This is a genomic window from Arthrobacter sp. zg-Y895 (genome assembly GCF_020731025.1).
Lineage (GTDB): Bacteria > Actinomycetota > Actinomycetes > Actinomycetales > Micrococcaceae > Arthrobacter_B.
In genome coordinates, this window is sequence record NZ_JAJFZY010000004.1 from 45,718 (window position 1) to 65,683 (window position 19,966).

At 66.7% G+C, this 19,966-nt stretch carries 18 protein-coding genes and 2 tRNA genes; 17 read left to right on the forward strand and 3 right to left on the reverse strand.

The annotated features are described in order from the left end of the window. Window positions 1-194 precede the first annotated feature (194 nt). The 16 genes from LJ760_RS06890 to LJ760_RS06965 all read left to right on the forward strand — a co-directional run bounded on the left by LJ760_RS06890 (window position 195) and on the right by LJ760_RS06965 (window position 15,279). The gene (locus tag LJ760_RS06890; protein WP_227921072.1) at window positions 195-3,497 is read left to right on the forward strand and encodes an Rne/Rng family ribonuclease; all 3,303 of its coding nucleotides are present in this window, start codon (window positions 195-197) and stop codon (window positions 3,495-3,497) included. 374 nt (window positions 3,498-3,871) lie between these two features. Next, the gene (gene rplU / locus LJ760_RS06895; protein WP_146361875.1) at window positions 3,872-4,183 is read left to right on the forward strand and encodes a 50S ribosomal protein L21; all 312 of its coding nucleotides are present in this window, start codon (window positions 3,872-3,874) and stop codon (window positions 4,181-4,183) included. Between the two features lie 84 nt (window positions 4,184-4,267). After that, the gene (rpmA, locus tag LJ760_RS06900; RefSeq protein WP_104053918.1) at window positions 4,268-4,531 is read left to right on the forward strand and encodes a 50S ribosomal protein L27; all 264 of its coding nucleotides are present in this window, start codon (window positions 4,268-4,270) and stop codon (window positions 4,529-4,531) included. A gap of 107 nt (window positions 4,532-4,638) precedes the next feature. Continuing rightward, the gene (gene obgE, locus LJ760_RS06905) at window positions 4,639-6,222 is read left to right on the forward strand and encodes a GTPase ObgE (RefSeq protein ID WP_227921074.1); all 1,584 of its coding nucleotides are present in this window, start codon (window positions 4,639-4,641) and stop codon (window positions 6,220-6,222) included. A 52-nt stretch (window positions 6,223-6,274) separates the two neighbouring features. Continuing rightward, complete coding sequence (gene proB, locus LJ760_RS06910) at window positions 6,275-7,489, forward strand: glutamate 5-kinase (protein ID WP_227921078.1); 1,215 nt, start codon at window positions 6,275-6,277, stop codon at window positions 7,487-7,489. Beyond that, on the forward strand, window positions 7,486-8,796 hold the full coding sequence (locus LJ760_RS06915; RefSeq protein WP_227921080.1) for a glutamate-5-semialdehyde dehydrogenase: 1,311 nt from the start codon (window positions 7,486-7,488) through the stop codon (window positions 8,794-8,796). The genes proB and LJ760_RS06915 overlap by 4 nt, the downstream gene beginning before the upstream one ends. 120 nt (window positions 8,797-8,916) lie before the next feature. Beyond that, on the forward strand, window positions 8,917-9,150 hold the full coding sequence (locus tag LJ760_RS06920; protein ID WP_227921083.1) for a hypothetical protein: 234 nt from the start codon (window positions 8,917-8,919) through the stop codon (window positions 9,148-9,150). A 35-nt stretch (window positions 9,151-9,185) separates the two neighbouring features. Then, the gene (gene nadD / locus LJ760_RS06925) at window positions 9,186-9,851 is read left to right on the forward strand and encodes a nicotinate-nucleotide adenylyltransferase (protein ID WP_227921086.1); all 666 of its coding nucleotides are present in this window, start codon (window positions 9,186-9,188) and stop codon (window positions 9,849-9,851) included. A 24-nt stretch (window positions 9,852-9,875) separates the two neighbouring features. Continuing rightward, complete coding sequence (locus LJ760_RS06930; protein WP_227921088.1) at window positions 9,876-11,171, forward strand: hypothetical protein; 1,296 nt, start codon at window positions 9,876-9,878, stop codon at window positions 11,169-11,171. Window positions 11,172-11,195: 24 nt separating this feature from the next. Continuing rightward, window positions 11,196-11,582 carry a ribosome silencing factor gene (rsfS, locus tag LJ760_RS06935; RefSeq protein ID WP_227921091.1) on the forward strand — a complete coding sequence of 129 codons (387 nt, stop codon included), beginning with the start codon at window positions 11,196-11,198 and terminating at the stop codon, window positions 11,580-11,582. 9 nt (window positions 11,583-11,591) lie between these two features. Next, window positions 11,592-12,275 (forward strand): histidine phosphatase family protein, encoded by a 684-nt coding sequence (locus LJ760_RS06940; RefSeq protein WP_227921092.1) that lies wholly within the window; start codon window positions 11,592-11,594, stop codon window positions 12,273-12,275. Between the two features lie 126 nt (window positions 12,276-12,401). After that, a tRNA-Ala gene (locus tag LJ760_RS06945) sits at window positions 12,402-12,477 on the forward strand. Window positions 12,478-12,526: 49 nt separating this feature from the next. After that, window positions 12,527-12,602: transfer RNA gene (locus LJ760_RS06950), tRNA-Ala, on the forward strand. A gap of 171 nt (window positions 12,603-12,773) precedes the next feature. Next, complete coding sequence (pnuC, locus tag LJ760_RS06955) at window positions 12,774-13,436, forward strand: nicotinamide riboside transporter PnuC (RefSeq protein WP_227921093.1); 663 nt, start codon at window positions 12,774-12,776, stop codon at window positions 13,434-13,436. After that, the gene (locus LJ760_RS06960) at window positions 13,433-14,539 is read left to right on the forward strand and encodes an AAA family ATPase (RefSeq protein ID WP_227921094.1); all 1,107 of its coding nucleotides are present in this window, start codon (window positions 13,433-13,435) and stop codon (window positions 14,537-14,539) included. The genes pnuC and LJ760_RS06960 overlap by 4 nt, the downstream gene beginning before the upstream one ends. Further along, complete coding sequence (locus LJ760_RS06965; protein ID WP_227921095.1) at window positions 14,539-15,279, forward strand: NUDIX hydrolase; 741 nt, start codon at window positions 14,539-14,541, stop codon at window positions 15,277-15,279. The genes LJ760_RS06960 and LJ760_RS06965 overlap by 1 nt, the downstream gene beginning before the upstream one ends. Window positions 15,280-15,303: 24 nt before the next feature. On the opposite strand, the gene LJ760_RS06970 is transcribed toward LJ760_RS06965, so the two are convergent. From LJ760_RS06970 to LJ760_RS06980, 3 genes are read right to left on the reverse strand one after another with little or no spacing between them, the layout of a single operon-like run. After that, the gene (locus LJ760_RS06970) at window positions 15,304-16,008 is read right to left on the reverse strand and encodes a lysoplasmalogenase (protein ID WP_227921097.1); all 705 of its coding nucleotides are present in this window, start codon (window positions 16,006-16,008) and stop codon (window positions 15,304-15,306) included. 56 nt (window positions 16,009-16,064) lie between these two features. Continuing rightward, a complete protein-coding gene (locus LJ760_RS06975; RefSeq protein WP_227921100.1) occupies window positions 16,065-17,372 on the reverse strand; it encodes a D-arabinono-1,4-lactone oxidase in 1,308 nt (435 codons plus the stop codon). Further along, entirely contained in the window at window positions 17,369-18,577 is a 1,209-nt protein-coding gene (locus LJ760_RS06980; protein WP_227921102.1) for an amino acid deaminase/aldolase, read from the reverse strand. The genes LJ760_RS06975 and LJ760_RS06980 overlap by 4 nt, the downstream gene beginning before the upstream one ends. Before the next feature lie 276 nt (window positions 18,578-18,853). Between LJ760_RS06980 and LJ760_RS06985 the strand changes: the two genes are divergently transcribed. Further along, window positions 18,854-19,951 carry a fatty acid desaturase family protein gene (locus LJ760_RS06985; RefSeq protein WP_227921104.1) on the forward strand — a complete coding sequence of 366 codons (1,098 nt, stop codon included), beginning with the start codon at window positions 18,854-18,856 and terminating at the stop codon, window positions 19,949-19,951. Window positions 19,952-19,966: the final 15 nt, after the last annotated feature.

The window sequence follows — 19,966 nt, forward strand, 5'->3', positions numbered from 1 at the left end:
ATCCGTTCCGCAGGGGTAGCAGGAAAAGCGCCGCTGGTCTTCGAGTGATACCGCGCCCCACAGCTGGCACGACCTCGAATGACATCCAGACGACTTCCGGCTGGCGGGCAGGCTGCGATGCCACCGCACAGCCGACACATTGCCTTGGGGCATTGGAATGTGGCCAGTGCCGCAGGGCCGGAGCATAGGCCTACATGACTAATCAGAATAATGGAACCAATGAACTGCCTGTGGAAACCGCAGCGGCAGGGGATCTTCCCGTGCAGCCGGCCGAGCAGCAGGCACCCGTAAAAAAGGCCACCCGCAGCCGCCGCAAGTCCGTCCCCGCTGCGTCCCCCGCAGGACAGCCCGCGGCGGACGCCCCGCAGGCCGAAACCGTCGCGGCGGAAACCCAGCCGGAAACCCCCGCGCCCGCCGCTGAGAAGCCCAAGCGCACACGCACCCCCCGTAAGAAGGCAGCACCGGCTGCCGAAGCAGCCGCGCCGCGCGAGGAGAGCCCCGAGGCTGCTGCCACGGACTCGGTTTCCGCCGACGGAGCTGTGGAAACCGCTTCCGCTGAAGCAGCTCCCGCCAAGACAGTGCGTCGGCGCCGCACCCCGGCCAAGAAGCCTGCCGTTGATGCCGCTGCCGCGGAGAACGCTGCTGCCGACGAAGTGACGCTGGCTGCCGGTCCCGAGTCCACCAACACTGCCGAACCCGCTGCCGAAACGGCCGCCCCGGCACCGAAAATCCGGACGCGCCGCCGCGCCAGCACGCCGACCGGCCCGGCACGATCGGCTGAGTCGGCCGCGTCCGCTGCTGCGGAACCCGCCGAAACCCCCGCCGAGCCGGTGCTGCCCGCCGCGGCTGAAGCACCCGCCAAGGAAGAGTCCCCCGCCAAGAACCAGGAGCCGGCCAAGGCTGAAGCCGCAGGGCCCACCTCGGCACTGGATCCGTTCTCGGTACCGGAATCGCCCACGTCGGTGCTGTTCCACGCCCCGGACCTCACCGCCGTGCGTTCCGTGCCGGTGGCCAAGCCCGCCGAAGCCGAAGAAACGGACGAGCCGGAGGGCAGCGAAGATTCCGGCCGTTCCCGCCGCCGGTCCCGCCGCGGCCGCAGCCGCCAGGGCTCGGAATCAGGAAACGGGCAGGAAGCCGGTGCGGAAGAAGCATCGACCGGCCCCGAGGACTCCGAGTCCGACGGCGTAACCTCCCGCCGTCGTCGTCGGCGCCGCCGCGGGGACGCCGATCTGGAACTGACCGGGGGAGCGGACGATGATCCGCCCAACACCGTCACCCGGGTGCGTGCACCGCGCGCCCACGCCGAGGCTCCGGTCTCGGACCGCGTCACCAGCGTCAAGGGGTCAACCCGGCTGGAAGCCAAGAAGCAGCGCCGCCGCGAGTCCCGCGAGTCGGGCCGGCGCCGCCACGTAATCACCGAGGCTGAGTTCCTGGCCCGCCGCGAGTCCGTGGACCGCCAGATGATTGTCCGCCAGCGTGACGAGCGGATCCAGATCGGCGTGCTGGAAGACGGCGTCCTCGCCGAGCACTTTGTCTCCAACACCCAGCAGGACTCCCTGATCGGCAACGTCTACGTCGGCAAGGTCCAGAACGTGCTGCCCAGCATGGAGGCCGCCTTCGTGGACATTGGCCGCGGACGCAATGCCGTGCTGTACGCCGGAGAGGTCAACTGGGATGCCGCCGGCCTGGACGGCCAGCCGCGCCGTATTGAACTGGCGCTGAAGTCCGGCGACTCGGTCCTGGTGCAGGTCACCAAGGATCCGGTGGGCCACAAGGGTGCACGCCTGACCAGCCAGATTTCCCTGCCCGGCCGCTACCTCGTGTACGTCCCCGGCGGTTCGATGACCGGCATCTCACGCAAGCTGCCCGACGTCGAACGCAACCGGCTCAAGAAGATCCTCAAGGACCACCTGCCGGAAAACGCCGGCGTCATTGTGCGCACCGCCGCCGAAGGTGCCAGCGAGGAAGAGTTGATGAATGACATCAACCGCCTCCGCGCCCAGTGGGAGAACATCGAAGCCAAGTCCACGTCCACCAAGACGCTGCCGCCGGAACTCCTGTACGGCGAACCGGACCTGACCATCAAGGTGGTCCGCGACGTCTTCAACGAGGACTTCTCCAAGCTCGTGGTCTCCGGTGAAGAGGCCTGGGACACCATCGAGGCCTATGTCACGTACGTGGCCCCGGACCTGGTGGGACGCCTCGAGAAGTGGACCAAGGACGAGGACATCTTCTCGGCGCACCGCATCGACGAGCAGATCGCCAAGGCGCTGGACCGCAAGGTGTTCCTGCCTTCGGGCGGCTCCCTGGTGATTGACCGCACCGAAGCCATGACCGTGGTGGACGTCAACACGGGCAAGTTCACCGGCAGCGGCGGCAACCTGGAAGAGACCGTCACCAAGAACAACCTCGAAGCGGCCGAAGAAGTGGTCCGCCAGCTGCGTCTGCGCGACATCGGCGGCATCATCGTCATCGACTTCATCGACATGGTCCTTGAAGCCAACCGTGACCTGGTGCTGCGCCGTCTCGTGGAGTGCCTGGGCCGGGACCGTACCAAGCACCAGGTCGCCGAGGTTACCTCGCTGGGCCTGGTCCAGATGACCCGCAAGCGCATGGGCACCGGCCTGCTGGAAGTCTTCGGCGAGACGTGCGAGCACTGCGACGGCCGCGGCGTCGTCACGCAGGACGTACCCGTGGAGCACCGCCGCAGCACCAGCCACACGCCGGCCGCCAACGGCCACGCGGTTGCCGACGATAATCACCAGCAGCACCTCAAGCAGGAAAAGCAGTCCCGCGGGGACCGGAAGCGGAACCGCAGCCGCGGACAGAACGGCAATGTCCAGGTACCGGAAGAGCAGCCGCAGGCTGACGAGCCGGTGCAGGAAGATGCCGAGCGGCAGGCGAAGGCCGAAGCCGCCCGCGCAGCCTTGGCCAGCATTGCCGCTGCGACCGCCGCCGCACATGAGGTGGTTGACGCAGCCGCCAACGGCGACGCGGGATCCTCGACGCCGGCCGCGAAGGAGGCAGCCGATGACGAGTCCGACACCGAGCCGGGGGCCGTGCTGAACATCCAGGGGGAAACCGTAGTGGTTCCCCGCCGCCAGCGGCGCCGCCAGGTGAAGGAAGAACCCGTCCTGACCCTCGAAAGCCTGACCGAAGCCTTCAACGAGGTTGCCTCGGCCGTGTCCCAGCCCGTGCAGCCGGCCGCCGATGCGGAGCCTGCTGCGCAGGTGCAGGAGCCGAAGTCCACCCGGCAGGCCGCAGTGCAGGCATCCGCGCCGGAGGCACCGGCCCGTCCGGCACGCCGCCGCAGGGCGGCCAGCAGCCCGCAGGGTGCCGCCGAGGTCCTGGCACCGGCAGCAGGGGAATCCGCTTCCTCCACGCCGGCGCGGCATACGGTCACGGCTGCCGGCAAGCCGCCGGTTGCCCGGGAGGAAAAGACCGGTGCTGCGGCTCCGGTGATCCTTGGCGTAGGCGTACCGGCCTCCGAGCTGTAGCGTCCTCGTACCACTGCCTGCGGGCGGCCTGTCCCTTAGGGGCCGGGCCGCCCGCAGGCTTTTAAGCCCGTGCCATGGACCCGCCGGGGTGCCGATGCCCGGAACACCGGCATCATGGGATAAAGTAGAGATCGAGCAGTGGCACCGGTTCGGTGGCGCCCTTGGTCCGACTGCACCTGTACAGCTCTATGAGTACAGTGTGCAGGCACCGCATTTGCGGGTTATAGGACCATTAGCGTAGCCTTGAACTTCGGTGCGAACGCCTTCCAACCGTTTATCGGCTTAGGCGGAACTGCATGGCGCAAGGCAGGCCCAATCTGGTCCCAGCTAAATGCGCATCCAAGTATTAAACGTCGAGAGAAGTGAGTTCCCAAGTGGTGTACGCGATTGTCCGCGCTGGCGGCCGCCAAGAAAAGGTTTCCGTCGGAGACCTCGTAACCCTGGACCGCGTCCCCGGTGGAGCCGGTAGCACCTTTGAGCTGCCTGCCCTGCTTTTGGTTGATGGCGACAAGGTCACCTCTGCTGCACAGGACCTGGCCAAGGTTACCGTGACTGCAGAAATCGTCGAGAACTTCCGGGGTCCGAAGATTGTCATCCAGAAGTTCAAGAACAAGACCGGCTACAAGAAGCGTCAGGGCTACCGCTCCTCGCTGACCAAGGTCAAGGTTACGTCCATCAACTCCTGATTCTCCTGCCGGCCCCAGGGCCGGGAACGCGGGTGTGATCCCGCCTGAGGGTTTCAATATCAGTTAGCAAAGGCAGGCAAAGAAATGGCACATAAGAAAGGTGCGAGTTCCACTCGCAACGGTCGCGACTCCAACGCCCAGTACCTCGGCGTAAAGCGTTTCGGCGGCCAGGTTGTCAAGGCAGGCGAAATCATCGTTCGCCAGCGTGGCACCCACTTCCACCCGGGTGAGGGCGTTGGCCGCGGAGGCGACGACACCCTGTTCGCCCTGGAAGCAGGCGCAGTTGAATTCGGCAGCCGTCGTGGCCGCCGCGTCGTGAACATCGTGGCTGCTGCAGCCGCCGAGTAATCACCGGCATTTAGCTTTTCCGACGGGGCGGGCCTTGATGGCCCGCCCCGTCGTTTTTTAAGCCAAGTAGAATTGGCATGATCAAGAAGTTCCTTTGAAGGAGAACCATGGCCAGCTTTGTAGACCGCGTAGTGCTGCACGTTTCGGGCGGTACAGGCGGCCATGGTTGCGTGTCCGTCAAGCGTGAAAAGTTCAAGCCCCTGGGTGGGCCCGACGGCGGCAACGGCGGCGACGGCGGCGACGTCATCCTGCGCGTTGACTCGAATACCACCACCCTGCTGGACTACCACCACGCCCCGCACCGGCACGCCACCAACGGCGGCAACGGCATGGGCGACTGGCGCGCGGGCAAGACCGGCGAGACGCTGATCCTCCCCGTGCCGGACGGCACCGTCGTCAAGAACAAGGCCGGCGAGGTCCTGGCGGACCTGGTAGGCGAGGGCAGCGAGTACATCGCTGCCGCCGGCGGCCAGGGCGGCCTCGGCAACTCCTCGCTTTCCTCACAGAAGCGCAAGGCTCCCGGATTCGCGCTGCTGGGCGTGCCCGGCGAAGAGTCCGACATTGTCCTGGAGCTCAAGTCCATTGCCGATATTGCACTGGTCGGCTTCCCGTCGGCCGGCAAGTCCTCGCTGATTGCGGCCATCTCCGCTGCCCGGCCGAAGATCGCCGACTACCCCTTCACCACGCTGATCCCGAACCTGGGCGTTGTCCAGTCCGGCGACGTGCGCTTCACCGTCGCCGATGTTCCCGGCCTCATCGAGGGCGCTTCCGAGGGCAAGGGCCTGGGCCACAACTTCCTGCGCCACGTGGAACGCTGCGCCGCCCTGGTGCACGTGCTGGACTGTGCCGCACTGGAAACGGACCGCGACCCCATTGGGGACCTGGAAGTCATTGAGCGTGAGCTCGAGAAGTACGAAGTGGACATGAGCTACGCGGGCACCGACGGTGACGTCGTGCCGCTGAACCGCCGTCCCCGCCTTGTCGCACTGAACAAGGTGGACGTCCCTGACGGCCGCGACATGGCCGAATTCGTCCGGCCGGAGCTGGAGAAGCGCGGCTACCGCGTGTTCGAGGTTTCCGCGTCCAGCCATGAAGGCCTGCGTGAACTCGGGTTCGCCATGGCTGCCATCGTCAAGGAAGCCCGGGACGCCGTGGAGAAGGCTCCGCCGCGTATCCAGCCGCCGGTCCTGAAGCCGCGCGGCGTCAACTACAAGGGTGGCTTCCTGATCCGCCGCGAGGAGCGCAACCTCGAGCCGCTCTTCCGCGTCCTGGGTGAGAAGCCGGTTCGCTGGGTGCAGCAGACCGACTTCACCAATGACGAAGCCGTGGGCTACCTGGCGGACCGCCTGGCCAAGCTGGGTGTGGAGGAGAAACTGTTCAAGGAAGGCGCCAAGCCCGGTGACGCCGTGGTCATCGGCGAGGGCGACGGCGTCGTCTTCGACTGGGAGCCCACGATGATCGGCGGAGCGGAACTGCTTGCCGCTTCCCCGCGTGGCAGCGATATCCGCGTCGAAGACTTCTCCCGCCCGACCCGCGAGGAAAAGCGCGGCGACCACCAGAAGCGCAAGGAAGCCCGCGCCGCGGCCCGCGACGAGCTCGAAGCAGAGCGCAAGGCAGGCATCTGGACCGAGTCCGTGAACTACAAGCACTCCACCCGCCCTGCGGACGTCGAGGGTAACGAAGAGGCGTAACACCTTCATCTTCCCGGTAGGGACGGGGTGCAGCGCATAGGCTGGGCAGGTTATGAGTGAACACATCGAATTCGCCACACCTGCCCGCCGTGCGTTAACGTCCCGTTCCGGGCTGGCCCGGGCCCGCCGGGTGGTCGTCAAAGTGGGGTCCTCGTCCCTGACCTCCGTGGCGGGCGGGATCTCCGACTCTGCCCTGCGGTCCCTGGCCGATGTGCTTTCCGCCCGGCATGCGCAGGGCACCGAGATCATCCTGGTCTCATCCGGCGCTATCAGCGCCGGGTTGGCGCCGCTGGGACTCACCAAGCGTCCGGCACAGCTTTCCTCCCAGCAGGCTGCAGCCAGCGTGGGGCAGGGCCTGCTGATGGCGCGTTACACGCAGGCGTTCAGTGCGCACGGTGTCACGGTCAGCCAGGTGCTGCTCACCATTGAGGACCTGATGCGCCGCGCCCATCATGCCAACGCGCACCGGGCCATGGAACGGCTGCTGAACTTCGGCGTCCTGCCGATTGTGAATGAGAACGACGCCGTCGCCAGCCACGAGATCCGGTTCGGCGACAACGACCGGCTGGCCGCGCTTGTGGCGCACCTTGTGAAGGCCGACGCGCTCATCCTGCTCTCCGACGTCGACGCCCTCTACGACGGTCCGCCGTCCGAGGGCGCCCGCCGCATCCCCGAAGTCACCGGTCCCAAGGACCTGGCGGACGTGCGGATCGGCAGGGTGGGCAAGGCCGGCGTCGGTACGGGCGGCATGGCAACCAAGGTCGAAGCAGCCACCATTGCCGCGGAATCGGGCATCCCGGCACTGGTCACGTCCACGGCCAACGCGGCCGCCGCGCTGGCCGGCGAAGACGTGGGCACCTGGTTCACCACCCGCGGCCGGCGCCGGTCCATCCGCTTGCTGTGGCTCGCCCACCTCGCCCGCATTCAAGGCACACTGGTGCTCGACGACGGCGCCGCGAAGGCAGTGGGGGACCGGCACCGTTCGCTGCTGCCGGCAGGCATCACTGCTGTGAAGGGGCAATTCGAGCCCGGTGACGCCGTTGCCCTGGCCGATACCGCGGGCCGCGTGATTGCCCATGGCCTGACGAACTACGGTTCGGACGAGCTGCCCTCCATGCTTGGCCGCTCCACCCGGGAACTGTCCCGCGAGCTGGGGCGCGGATATGAACGCGCGGTGGTCCATGTAAACGACCTCGTTCTCCTGCACCCCAACGAAGCACCGGCACCCGGGCCGGAAGCCGGCACCGGACCTACACTGGGAGCATGACTTCCGTGAACACAACTGAGGCTGAGCTGGAACATGCCGGTACGGACAACGGCGTGGAAGCCCAGGTCCATGCCCTTGCCGACCGTTCCCGCACCGCCGCCCGGCGCCTGGCGCGGGCCAACCGCGCCTGGAAGGACCGCGCCCTGCGGCAGATCGCGCAGAACGTCAACGCCAAACACGCCGCCATCCTCGCGGCCAACGCCCGCGATGTGGCGGCCGGCCGGGACAACGGGACCTCTGCGGCCATGCTGGACCGGCTGTCGCTGACGCCGGCACGCATCACCGCGCTGGCCGCAGCGCTGGAGAACCTGGCCGGGCTGCCGGATCCGGTGGGTTCCGTCGCCCGCGGCCAGACGCTGCCCAACGGCCTGCGGCTGCGCCAGGTGCATGTTCCGATGGGCGTGGTGGCCGCGATCTACGAGGCCCGCCCCAACGTCACCCTCGATATTGCCGGACTGGCGCTGAAAAGCGGCAACGCCGTTCTCCTGCGCGGCGGCAGCGCCGCCGAGAACACCAACGCCGTCCTCGTGGAAATCATCCGTGACTCCCTCGAGGAAGCGGGCCTGCCCGCCGACGCCGTGCAGAGCGTTGACCAGTACGGCCGTGAAGGCGCCAACGTCCTGATGAAGGCCCGGGGCCGGGTGGACGTGCTGATTCCGCGCGGCGGCCGCTCCCTGATCCAGTCCGTCGTCACCAACGCCACTGTGCCCGTCATTGAGACGGGGGAGGGCAACGTCCACATCTACCTGGACCGGACGGCGCCGGTGGAGATGGCTGTGGACATCCTGCTCAACGCCAAGACGCAGCGCCCCAGCGTCTGCAATACAGTCGAGACCCTGCTCATCCACGAGGGTGCGCCGGCTGCCCGCGACGTCCTGGCGGCGCTGGCCGCCGCCGGCGTCCGCCTGCACGCCGACCCCCGCGCCATGGAACTGCTGCCCGCCGGAGTCAGCGCGGAAAAAGCCGACGACGGCGACTGGGGGCGTGAGTACATGGACCTGGACCTGGCCGTGGCGGTAGTGGACACGCTCGATGACGCGCTGGATCACATCCGGCGCTGGACCACCGGACACACTGAAGCGATTATCACCAATGACCTTGCCAATGCGGAGCGGTTCATTGCGGAGATCGATTCCGCGGCGGTGATTGTCAATGCCTCCACCAGGTTCACGGACGGGGGCGAACTCGGGCTGGGAGCCGAGGTGGGCATTTCCACGCAGAAAATGCATGCCCGCGGTCCCATGGGGCTCAGGGAACTGACCACTACGAAATGGATCATCCAGGGCGACGGGCAGATCCGCGACTAGTTCCGTCCAGCGGCCCGGCGACGGGTCCGGCTGCGATGTGCACTCCGTTACGCGTACCATTGACTAAGAACCCGTTCCGCCGGCTGCCCGGCGGAACCTATCGATCTCTAGGGGAGATACATGCTGATCCAGCTTACGGGCGCCGTGTTTACTGCTGCCGAAGAACACCACGTTGAACTGCCGGCGTCTCCGTACGTCTACGGCGGAGTGATCTTTGCGGCACTGCTGCTGCTGATGCTGATCACGGTGTCCTTCTCCAACGTGGGCAACCGCCACACGGCCGAGCCGGAGCACGTTGACCCCCAGCGCCAGTTCCCCGACAAGCATGACCACGGCCAGGCCATCAGGGACTGACCCCGTACGTGGAGTCAGCGGAGGCGTTCTTCCCCATGGGTGAACCGCAGCGGACACAAAGCAACGGAAAGCGCAGATTCCGCCTCGGAGTCATGGGTGGAACGTTCGACCCCATTCACAACGGCCACCTGGTTGCGGCGAGTGAGGTTGCGTCCACGTTCGATCTGGACGAAGTGGTTTTTGTTCCCACCGGTGACCCGTGGCATAAACCGGCCGCCCAGCAGGTGAGTCCGGCAGAGCACCGGTATCTGATGACTGTCATCGCTACGGCATCGAACCCGCGGTTTACGGTGAGCCGGGTCGACATCGACCGGCCCGGCCCTACGTACACCATCGACACACTGCGCGATTTGAAGGCGGCGAGGCCCGAGGCTGACCTGTTCTTCATTACCGGCGCCGATGCCATGGCGCAGATCCTGTCCTGGAAAGACATCCAGGAGCTGTGGTCACTGGCGCGTTTCGTGGGGGTCACGCGGCCGGGACACGTTCTGGAGAACGTGGGCCGGGATGACGTCTTCCTGTTGGATGTGCCGGCCATGGCGATTTCGTCGACCGACTGCCGGCGCCGCGTGGCCGAAGGCAACCCCGTGTGGTACCTCGTGCCGGACGGGGTAGTGCAGTACATCGCGAAGCACCGTTTGTACGCCGCCGACAGGCAGGCTCCGAACTCCGCGGAAACCGAAACAGAACCAGTAGCGTAAATACAGATACCGGATGGGTAGGAAATGACTAACGGTCCAGAGTCCGCGCCGCGGCGCAGCCGCCGGGCGGCCGACGTACCCGTGGATTCCCCGGCCGGGCCGCGGGAACGTGAGTCCCAGCAGCGCGCCCGGGACCGGGAAGCGCTGCGTGCGTACAAGGCCCTGGCAGAGACGCCGGAGCGCCCTGACCCTGAGACCGCGCCGCCCACCCGACGGCAGCTGAGGCTGCAGCAGCAACAGCGCGCTGCGGCGGCGGGTACCGGGACCGGGTCGGCTGAGTTGCCCGCGGATGTCCCGGCCTCGCCGGACGCAACCGGACCGGTCGCTTCCGAACCGTCTCCAACGGCACCTGCCGGGACGTCGCTGCGTCGGGAACGACGCCGGCAATCGTCAGTGGCGGGCACGGACACCGAACCGGAGTCCCCGACGTCGGAACCGAGGGCTTTGGAAACGCAGGCCTCGGAACCGAAGGCTTCGGAAACGCACGCTCCGGAAAGGCAGCACGAGCAGGAATCCGGCTCCCGGGCATCCCGAAAGCAGAGCCGCCGCGCCGCACCGGCGTCGGCAACTCCGGCCGTTGCGGAAGGTACGGCTGCCGGCACCGACCCCAACGCCGACGTCGAGGGTATGAGCGTGGAACAGGCCCTGGCTGCCCGTCAGGCACTGGAGGGACAGGCCCGCAACCACGTTGCGGCCATGGAGGCCCTGCAGGTTGATGATCCGCAGGCCGTGGACCTGGAACTGCTGGCCCAGCAGAAGGCGCTGGCCGAACGTGCCAAGGTACTGAACCGCCGCACCCGTGCCATCGAGAAACTGTCGCAGGAAAACGAGCAGCGCAAACCGTCGCCGAGCGACCCGAGTACTGCCCACAACCTGGCGATGGTGACGCCGCTCGAGTTCGTGAAGGTCCCCGGGATGGAACATCCCGTGATGAAGGCGCCGCAGACCTCGCACATTCCGATTGTTACCTCGTCGACGCCGGTGGTGGATCCGGAGGCTGCTGCCGCGCGGACCCTGCCGGCGGTTCCTGCCCAGCGTCCGGCGTCCGTGCCGCGCCGGGTACCGGTAGGCGCCACCGACGTGCGCCATTCACGGATCCTCGCCCGCGCGGACGCGCTGGTCAATAAACCGGTTGAATCCGAGGAAGCTGCCGCCCCCATCGGTGCCCGCAGTGCCTTCGGACTTGACCCCCTAGATGTCATGACGGCCGGACTCGGCCGTACCCGGAGGCTGCGTTTTGCGGCCGCCGGTGTTGCAGGTCTGGGCACACTTGCCCTGATCGTCGGAGTACTAATGATCGTCGGCGGCCTTGGCGGCTGACCGATTACCCCAAGGAGACACACTTTGAGCGCCACCGAATCTTCCATCGACATTGCACGGGCGGCGGCCAAAGCGGCCTCGGCCAAGATTGCGGACGATATCGTCGCAATCGACGTGAGCGAACGGCTCGCCATCACCGATGTCTTCCTCATTGCCTCGGCATCGAATGAGCGCCAGGTCAACGCCATTGTTGACGGCATCGAAGAGGAACTGTCCAAGATGGACCTCAAGCCCGTGCGCCGTGAAGGACGCAGCGAAGGCCGTTGGGTCCTGCTGGACTACGCCAACGTCGTTGTGCACGTCCAGCACGAGGAGGACCGCGTGTTCTACGCCTTGGAGCGTCTGTGGAAGGACTGCCCCGAGGTTGACCTTCAGCTCGAAGACGCTCCTGCCGGCGCCGAGTCCGAATAGCCTGTGACCATGAGCGCCCCTGCCCCTTGGGATCCGGATTCCGCGTCGCGCCGGGTGGTTTTCTGGCGCCACGGACGTACGGAATGGAACCGGGCGGGGCGCTTCCAAGGGCAGCAGGATATTGCCCTTGACGCCACCGGCCTTCGGCAGGCTGCCGAGGCGGCTGCAGTGCTGCGGTTCCTCGAACCCGACGCGATTGTTTCCTCGGACCTGAGCCGTGCCCTGGGCACAGGCAGGGTCCTGGCCGCCGAGACCGGTCTTGAGGTTGCGGAGGACAAACGCCTGCGGGAAACGTTTGCCGGCACGTGGGAAGGGCGTACCTTCACACAGATCGCGGAGCAGGACGCACCGCTGCTGAGTGCCTGGTCGGCGGGAGTAGGCAGCGCCCGGGCGGGCGGCGGGGAAACGCGCGTCGACGTCGGCCGGCGAGTCGCCGAAGCCGTGGGGGAGGCCGTCAGGGAAGTGCCTGCCGGCGGCACGCTTGTGGCCGTAAGCCACGGAGGAGCCATCCGCGCCGGAATCTGCGCCTTGCTCGGTCTGCCTACGGAGTCCTGGGCGGTCATCTCGGGAGTATCCAACTGCCACTGGTCGGTCCTTCAGGAAATCCCGGACCGGCATGGGAATTCCGCCTGGCACCTGGCCCAGCACAACGTAGGCCTGGACTCGCTCCCCAGCGGCCCGGTGGAGGGCTGAAAGACCCTCTTTCCTGCCCGGCAGGGGAGCACTGAGTGGATTTTGCGCTCCTGTTGATTTGTACTAAGGTAGAGGAGTTGCTTCGCCCCGGTGAACGGAAAAGTGAAGTAAACAACCTTTAGTTTTGGGGCTGTGGCGCAGCTGGTAGCGCACCTGCATGGCATGCAGGGGGTCAGGGGTTCGAGTCCCCTCAGCTCCACCAAAACCTTCGGGAAGCCGGAGGGTTTGCGGTGGAAAATCACTGAAAGTTTGGGGCTGTGGCGCAGCTGGTAGCGCACCTGCATGGCATGCAGGGGGTCAGGGGTTCGAGTCCCCTCAGCTCCACCAACAAGACCGCTGGAACACGGGAAATCCTGTGTCCGGCGGTTTTTTAGTGCCCGGAATGCTCCGGTTCGTTGTGACGTAGCTCTCAATACTGGTCCGCACCAGGTCTTCCGTTCTCTCCCCATCGGCCCTAGGCTACTCATTGTCACACTGACAATAAATCAGGAGAGCGTCATGAATGCAGTACTGGACTGGATGAACTCGCCGGCAGCATCCCTGCTTGGAGCACCCGTCAGCTGGATCGAAGTCATCGGGTTCGTCACCGGTGCAGCCTGCGTCTACGGTGTGGCCCGGCAGAAGGCCTGGAACTGGCCCGTGGGCATCATCAACAACATCGCGTTTATGGTCCTCTTCTTCGGCGCCGGGCTTTACGGGGAGACTCTCCTGCAGGCCGTGTTCGCCGCCGTGTCCGTTTACGGGTGGTACAACTGGGTCCGCGGCGCCAAGAACACGGAGCAGAAAAGCGACCTGCCCATCCGTGACGCCAGCCGGAACGAGGTGATCGCCGGCATCGCCGCCGTCGTCCTGGCCACCGCGGGGATCGCCATGATCCTCACCCACGGAACCGACTCCGAGGTTCCCTGGCCCGATGCCTTCGTCCTGGCCGCGTCGCTCCTGGCCACTTACGCGCAGGCCAAGAAGATTTTCCAGCACTGGTACGTCTGGATTGCCATCGACCTCGTCAGCGTTCCGCTGTACTTCTCCCGCGGACTCAACCTCACCGGCGTCCTCTACATCGGTTTCACCGCACTTTGCGTCTACGGTCTGATCGACTGGAAGCGCACGCGCACCGCGGCCGCCAGCCCGGCTGCTGCAGCCGGAAAGATACCGGCATGAACCTGTTTGGACAGGGTGTCGTGATCGGCAAGTTCTATCCGCCGCACGTCGGCCACCGGCACCTCATTGCCCGGGCAGCGGAGCAGTGCACCAAGCTCGCAGTCGTCATCCTGAGCAGCAGGTTTGAGAGCATCACCCTTGAAGACCGGGTGAAGTGGCTTGCCGCCGAGTTCGCGGAGACCAACGTATCCGTGATCGGGATGCCTGATGACTGCCCCGTGGACTACAACTCCCGGACCATCTGGAAGGCGCATAACGAGGCATTGCGCATCGCCCTCAAGCTGAAGGGAATCACAACCGTCGACGCCGTCTTCAGCTCCGAGGATTACGGCAGCGAACTGGCGCAGGACTTCGGCGCGGCCCACGTCATGGTCGACAGGCTCCGCACCGCCTATCCCGTCAGCGGCACCCTCTGCCGGGATGACCTCAGCGCAGCCTGGCGGAACATCATCAAAGGTGCCCGGCAGGACCTGGCCGTGCGCATCATCGTCGTGGGAGCCGAATCCACCGGCACCACCACCCTCGCCCGGGCCCTGACCGAGCACTACCGGGCAAGCTTCCCCGAGCTCGTCGACGTTCCCGAATTCGGCCGCCAGTACACCTACGACAAGTTCGCCGCAGTGCAGGAAACAAAGCCCGACGCCGTCCTGTCGGACATGGTCTGGACCGCGGAGGATTTTGCCGTCATCGGTGAACGGCAGAACGAGATGGAAAACGAAGCCGCCGCGCGGTGTCCGCTGGTCATCGCCGACACGGATGTGATCACCACCTCCCTCTTTGAGCGGGTGTACATCGGTGAGCAAAGCTATGGTTCCTACCATGCCGTCGACCGGCTGCCCCGCCGCGACCTCTACCTCATTACCGACCACGACGGCGTCGCGTTCGAGGACGACGGCTGGCGCGAGGCCGAGCACCCCCGCGCCGAGATGACCGAGTGGTTCAAGGAGGAGCTCACGGCAGCCGGGCACTCCTGGATCCTCGTTTCCGGCACTCCGGAGGAGCGGATATCCACGGCAACTGGGATAATCGACCTCATCATCGCCCAGCGGAACCGCTTCACCTCACCGCCCTGGGCAAAGCGGACGGTACTGACAGGAGCCTGATGGCCACCGAAGAAGAGCAGTTCCTTCAGGACTACGCGCCCAGGGAGTATCCCTCCGTGGCGCTGACCGTGGATCTGGTCGTCTTCGCCGTCAAAGGAAGCACCCTCCATGCAGCATTCGTCCGCCGCGGAGGGCACCCCTTCAAGGCTGCCCTGGCGCTGCCCGGCGGCTTCGTGGGGGCGGATGAGGATGCCCTCACGGCCGCCTGGCGCGAGCTGCAGGAGGAAACCGGGCTGGATCTGGGGGCGCACCGCGCCTACGTCGAGCAGCTCGCCACCTACAGCTCACCTGTTCGTGACCCGCGCATGCGCGTCGTGTCCGTCGCCCACCTGGCGCTGCTCGCAACCGACGGCAGTGCCCTGCCGGCACTGAACCCGGGCACCGACACCGCAGCCGCGCAGTGGATGCCCGTGTATGACGTCCTCGCCAATGAGACGCTGGCCTTCGACCACCGCGAGATCCTCACCGCGGCCCTGGACCGCCTTGCGGGCAAGATCGAATACACCCTCACTGCAGCCAGGCTCCTGCCTGAGGAATTCGCCCTCTACCAGCTGCGCCGGGTGTACCAGGCCGTGTGGAACACGGACAAGCTCGACGCCGGGAACTTCACCCGCAAGATGACCGGCGCCCTGCGCGACACCGGACGCAAGGTCGTCCGCGGGAAGGGCGCCCCCGCAGCGGTGTTCACCGTCAAGGACGAGTACCTCAGCCCGCCGATGATACGGCCCGCGGAGGGATGAGGCGCTTCCGCCGGGACTGGACCCTCAGCGTCCGTCCCGCCAGGTCCGAAGCACCCCGGCAACAATAAGGGCCTGCCCCGCACAGTAGGTCAGCATGACCAGGGGATTGGTCCAGTCAGGCATCTGCTCGGGCAGGAAGATCCGGCCGGACAGGATCGTGTCCGAGGCCAGGAACAGCAGGCCGCCGGCTGCCACCATCGGCCGGCACCGCGCCGCCGTCGCCGCAGTGCCGGCGAGGACAATGCCGTACGCGGCCACGGCCGGGGCCAGACCGCCCAGCGCAGGCCACAGCACCACGAGCATCAGCACCCACCACAGCGGGAAGACCAGTGCCCACCGCGGGATTCTCCCTGCAGCGGCGTACCGGGCCAGGAGCCAGATGTAACAGACGTGGGCGAGCCCGAAGGAGCCGAGCATTACCGGCAGTTCCGGTGCCGACGGGAAGAACGCGGCCGCGCCGTCACCGATCCAGGAGAAGAACAGGGCCGTAAGCAATAGGGCCGCCGGCAGCATCCGGCCGGCAGGCCCGCGGACGACGCCGCGCGCGCCCCACAGGGCGGCGATGGCAAGCAACGGCATCAGGGTGAGCTTGGTGGGCTCGGCGATGTCGGTGGCTTCGACCGCCCGCGCCCCGATATGAACGGCAGAGGCTGCTGCGAACGGCAGGAAACCCCACCACCACGAGCGGGGCAGGACGGTGGTCTGGCTTTGGGCGGGCGCGGCGGTCACGGCACTCCTTCGGGTCGGCTGCAGACCATCGTACGGTGACTCCGGCGCGATGGCCGTTAGGCGCCCAGCACCCGGTCCAGATAGGCGTTGGCGAAGACCCGGTCCGGATCCAGCTGCTCCCGTACCGCCAGGAAGTCCTTGAAGCGCGGGTACCGCTCCGCCAGTGCTGCCGCCTCCAGCGAATGCAGCTTGCCCCAATGCGGCCGCCCGCCGTGGGCGAGCATAAGTTCCTCGACGGCGTTGAAGTACTCGGCGAAGTCCTCCCGGTAATAGCGGTGCACGGCAATATAGGCTGTCTCCCGGCCGTACGCGGTGGACAGCCAGCGGTCATCAGCCGCCGCCCAGCGGACCTCCACGGGAAACGAGATCCGCCAACCGCGCTCCTCGATCAGCTCCCGCAGGGCGGAGAAGGCCGGGGCCACGCTGTCCGCCGGAACGGCGTACTCCATCTCCCGGAACCTCACGTTGCGCCGGGTGGTGAAGACCCGCGCCGAGGCGTCCGAATAGTCCCGGCCGCCGAGCAGCCGTGCCGCTGCGGCGTTCACGGCAGGGACAACCGCCGGGACCGCACTGCCCACGGCACAGGTACCCCGGAACACGGTGTTTGCCAGCAGGGAGTCGTTAATCCAGCGCGCAGCGGGACCGGGCGGACGGCAGCGGGCAGAGCCGGGCAGGCGGGTGTTCGCCTTGGTGGCAGCGCGGCCGGTGTGCGGAAACCAGTAAAACTCAAAATGGTCGGTTGCCTTCACCCTGTCGTTTAGTCCCTCGAGCACATCCGCCAGGGGTTCGGATCGCTCCTCGGCCTTGAGTACGAATGCGGGTACGCACTGGAGGGTGACGTCGGCGATGACGCCCAGGGCGCCCAGTCCGAGGGCGACGGCCGGAAGCAGGGGATCGTCGCCGCGCACGCTGAGCAGGCCGCCGTCGGGCTGGACCACGGTCACGCCCACCACTTGGGTGGCCATCCCGCCGAACCCGGCGCCCGTTCCGTGCGTCCCGGTGGAAACTGCACCGGCGATGGACTGCCGGTCAATGTCGCCGAGGTTCGGCATTGCCAGTCCATAAGGTTCCAGCAGCGCCGGAATCCGATGCAGCCATGTGCCGGCCTGTAACCGCACCCGGAACCTTCCGGTGTCCGCTTCGACTACCCCCTGCAGGGCACTGAGATCCAGCTGGACGCCGTCGGTGGCGGCAATGTCGGTGAAGCTGTGGCCTGCCCCCACGGCCTTGACCCGCTGCCCGGCACCGGCCGCGTCGGCCACGCACCGCTGGAGGCCGGCGGTATCGAGCGGCCGCTCCACGCGGAGCGGTTCCGCAGTAACGTTCCGTCCCCAGTTTTCCCACCCGGGGCCCGCCGCCCTCACAGGAACGCCTTCCCCTCGCCGCGGTAGGTGGGCAACGTGTCCACGATCTTCCCGCCGTCCACGACCTGGTACTCGTTGAGGTGTTCGGCCGGCTCGCCGCTCTTGGCGTGCCGGAACCAGACGCGGTCACCGGGATGCAGCGTCCCGGCGGCCGCACCGCGCAGGGGAGTCTGTATCTCTCCCGCCCCCTCACGCGGGAGGAAACGCAGGTCCGGCGGCCAGACCGGACGCGGGAGGCGGCTGGCTCCCGGCGGCCCCGAAGCGATCCATCCGCCGCCCAGCACGGTAGCGGTGTCCGACGTCGGACGGCGGACGACGTCGAACGCGTAGGCTGCTGCGGGGGCCGGCGTAAACGCACGGTAGTTGTCGAACAGGTGTCCGCCGAAGAGTCCGGAACCGGCCGTAATCTCGGTGACCGCCGGGTCCGCGCGCGTGGCTTCGATGGAGCCGGTGCCGCCGCCGTTCACGAATTCGAGCGGGGCCAGATCGCGCAGCCGCCCGGCAATGAGCTGCCTGCGGCCGAGGAGCTCGGCCATGGACCGCGGCTGCAGGTGCCGCATCAGGACATTCCGTGGGCCTGCCCCGGGAACCGCATCGCCCACGCCGGCCACCTGGGCTTCGTACATCATCAAACCCACCAGCGCGAAGCCCGGCCGGGCGGCAATCCGGCGGCCCAGCCCGACGGCGTCGTCCGGGGTGTGCAGGGGAGACCGCCGGGTGCCGATGAAGCCCAGCGCCGGCGCCTGCCAGGAGGCATCCGCATCCAGGCAGATACGCACTTCCGGGCGCTTCCCCGCCGGCGCCAGGGCATCCACCAGGTCCAGCTGGGACTCGTCGTCGACCATCAGGGTTACCCGGGAGGCCAGCCGTTCGTCGCCGAGGAGCCGGGTGAGGGCCGCCCGGTCCGTGCTGGGATATCCCACCAAAACATCCGTGCACCGCTCCGCCAGCCAGAGGGCTTCGGAGAGTGTGTAACCGAAGACGCCCCGAAAACCGGGAAGCTGAAGCAGTGCCTCTATGACGCCGCGGACGCGGAGGGACTTGCTGGCAACCCGCAGGGGCACGCCGCCCGCGCGCCGGAGCAGGTCCGCAGCGTTGGACCGAAGAGCCTCCAGCCCCAGCACCGCCACCGGTGCGGGCAGTGCCGCGGTGGCCTCCGACAATGCGGGCCAATAGGTTTCGGGGGTCAGCCAGGGACGGGACACTGCTGTTCCGGATGGATCCGGTGTTCCCGGAAAGCCGGGCGGGAACAGTTGCAGAGGGGGAGCCGGAGTCCCGGCGTCGTTGCGGTTACCCATGGTGACCTCCGTTGTCTGCACCCACCCTAAACGCGGAACACCGCACCCTCCAGCACGCAACGCTCGGCAGCAGCAGCGCAATGTCACAGACAAACACCAGACTTCCGGGTTAGGGTGGTCACATCCGCAGAGCGAAACCGCTCGCCACGCCGACTGGGAAGTCGTACACCACCAGAAGGCCGCATGAGCTTAACCGCATCCTCCACTGCACCCGTTGAAGAAGTCCCGAGCGAAAAGAAGCCGCGCCGGAATAACGTCACCAGCACCTACTCCGGACTGCTCAAAGCCGTCCGCGACGAAGGCCTGCTGAAGCGCCGGAGCTCTTTCTACATCACCACTTTCGTGTTCCTGTGCATCGGCCTGGTTGCCGCTGCCACAGGGTCTTTCTTTATCGGGGAGAGCTGGTTCCAGCTGCTCATCGCCGCGGCGCTGGGCATCCTCCTGACGCAGCTCGCGTTTATTGCGCACGAGGCCTCGCACCGGCAGGTCTTCGAATCGGGGCCGGCTAATGACCGGGCCGGCAAGTTCGTGGCAAACGCCGTCGTCGGCATCAGTTACCAGTGGTGGATGAACAAGCACAGCCGGCACCATGCCAACCCCAACACGGTGGGCAAGGACCCGGACATCGACATGGACACCATTTCCTTCCTTCCGGAGCAGGCGGCACGGCAGAAGGGCTTCATGGCCTGGTTCGCACGCCGCCAGGGATGGCTGTTCTTCCCGCTGCTGATGCTGGAGGGCATCAACCTGCATGCGACGTCCATCAAGCACCTGTTTGCGAACAAGCAGGTCAAGGGACGCATTTCCGAACTGGTCATGGTCTTCACCCGCCTGGGCCTGTACCTGGCTGCCGTGTTCTTCTTCCTGCCGGTGGGAATGGCCTTCGCCTTCATCGGTGTGCAGCTGGCAGTCTTCGGCGTGTACATGGGTGCTTCGTTCGCCCCGAACCACAAGGGCATGCCGATTCTCCCCAGGGACTCCAAGGTCGATTTCCTTAGCCGCCAGGTTCTGACTTCCCGGAACATTGTGGGCCGCGGCATGAACACCCTGATGGGTGGACTGAACTACCAGGTGGAGCACCACCTGTTCCCGAGCATGCCCCGGCCGTCGCTGGCCCGGGCCAGCGAACTGGTGAAGGAACACTGCTCCAAGCATTCCATCCCTTACACCGAGACCACGCTCGTGCAGTCCTACGCCATTGTGGTTCGGTACCTCAACGAGGTGGGGCTCTCCGCCCGGGATCCGTTCGACTGCCCGGTCCGGTCAAAGTACCGCATCTAGCGTGCTGATCCTCCG

What these genes read in the sequence shown, in the direction of transcription:
- LJ760_RS06930 (WP_227921088.1), top strand. Translation starts at nt 9,876, where the DNA reads ATGACTAACGGTCCAGAGTCCGCGCCGCGGCGCAGCCGCCGGGCGGCC.
- obgE (WP_227921074.1), top strand. Translation starts at nt 4,639, where the DNA reads ATGGCCAGCTTTGTAGACCGCGTAGTGCTGCACGTTTCGGGCGGTACA.
- LJ760_RS06940 (WP_227921092.1), top strand. Translation starts at nt 11,592, where the DNA reads ATGAGCGCCCCTGCCCCTTGGGATCCGGATTCCGCGTCGCGCCGGGTG.
- nadD (WP_227921086.1), top strand. Translation starts at nt 9,186, where the DNA reads ATGGGTGAACCGCAGCGGACACAAAGCAACGGAAAGCGCAGATTCCGC.
- LJ760_RS06965 (WP_227921095.1), top strand. Translation starts at nt 14,539, where the DNA reads ATGGCCACCGAAGAAGAGCAGTTCCTTCAGGACTACGCGCCCAGGGAG.
- LJ760_RS06915 (WP_227921080.1), top strand. Translation starts at nt 7,486, where the DNA reads ATGACTTCCGTGAACACAACTGAGGCTGAGCTGGAACATGCCGGTACG.
- pnuC (WP_227921093.1), top strand. Translation starts at nt 12,774, where the DNA reads ATGAATGCAGTACTGGACTGGATGAACTCGCCGGCAGCATCCCTGCTT.
- LJ760_RS06890 (WP_227921072.1), top strand. Translation starts at nt 195, where the DNA reads ATGACTAATCAGAATAATGGAACCAATGAACTGCCTGTGGAAACCGCA.
- LJ760_RS06960 (WP_227921094.1), top strand. Translation starts at nt 13,433, where the DNA reads ATGAACCTGTTTGGACAGGGTGTCGTGATCGGCAAGTTCTATCCGCCG.
- LJ760_RS06920 (WP_227921083.1), top strand. Translation starts at nt 8,917, where the DNA reads ATGCTGATCCAGCTTACGGGCGCCGTGTTTACTGCTGCCGAAGAACAC.
- LJ760_RS06985 (WP_227921104.1), top strand. Translation starts at nt 18,854, where the DNA reads ATGAGCTTAACCGCATCCTCCACTGCACCCGTTGAAGAAGTCCCGAGC.
- rpmA (WP_104053918.1), top strand. Translation starts at nt 4,268, where the DNA reads ATGGCACATAAGAAAGGTGCGAGTTCCACTCGCAACGGTCGCGACTCC.
- proB (WP_227921078.1), top strand. Translation starts at nt 6,275, where the DNA reads ATGAGTGAACACATCGAATTCGCCACACCTGCCCGCCGTGCGTTAACG.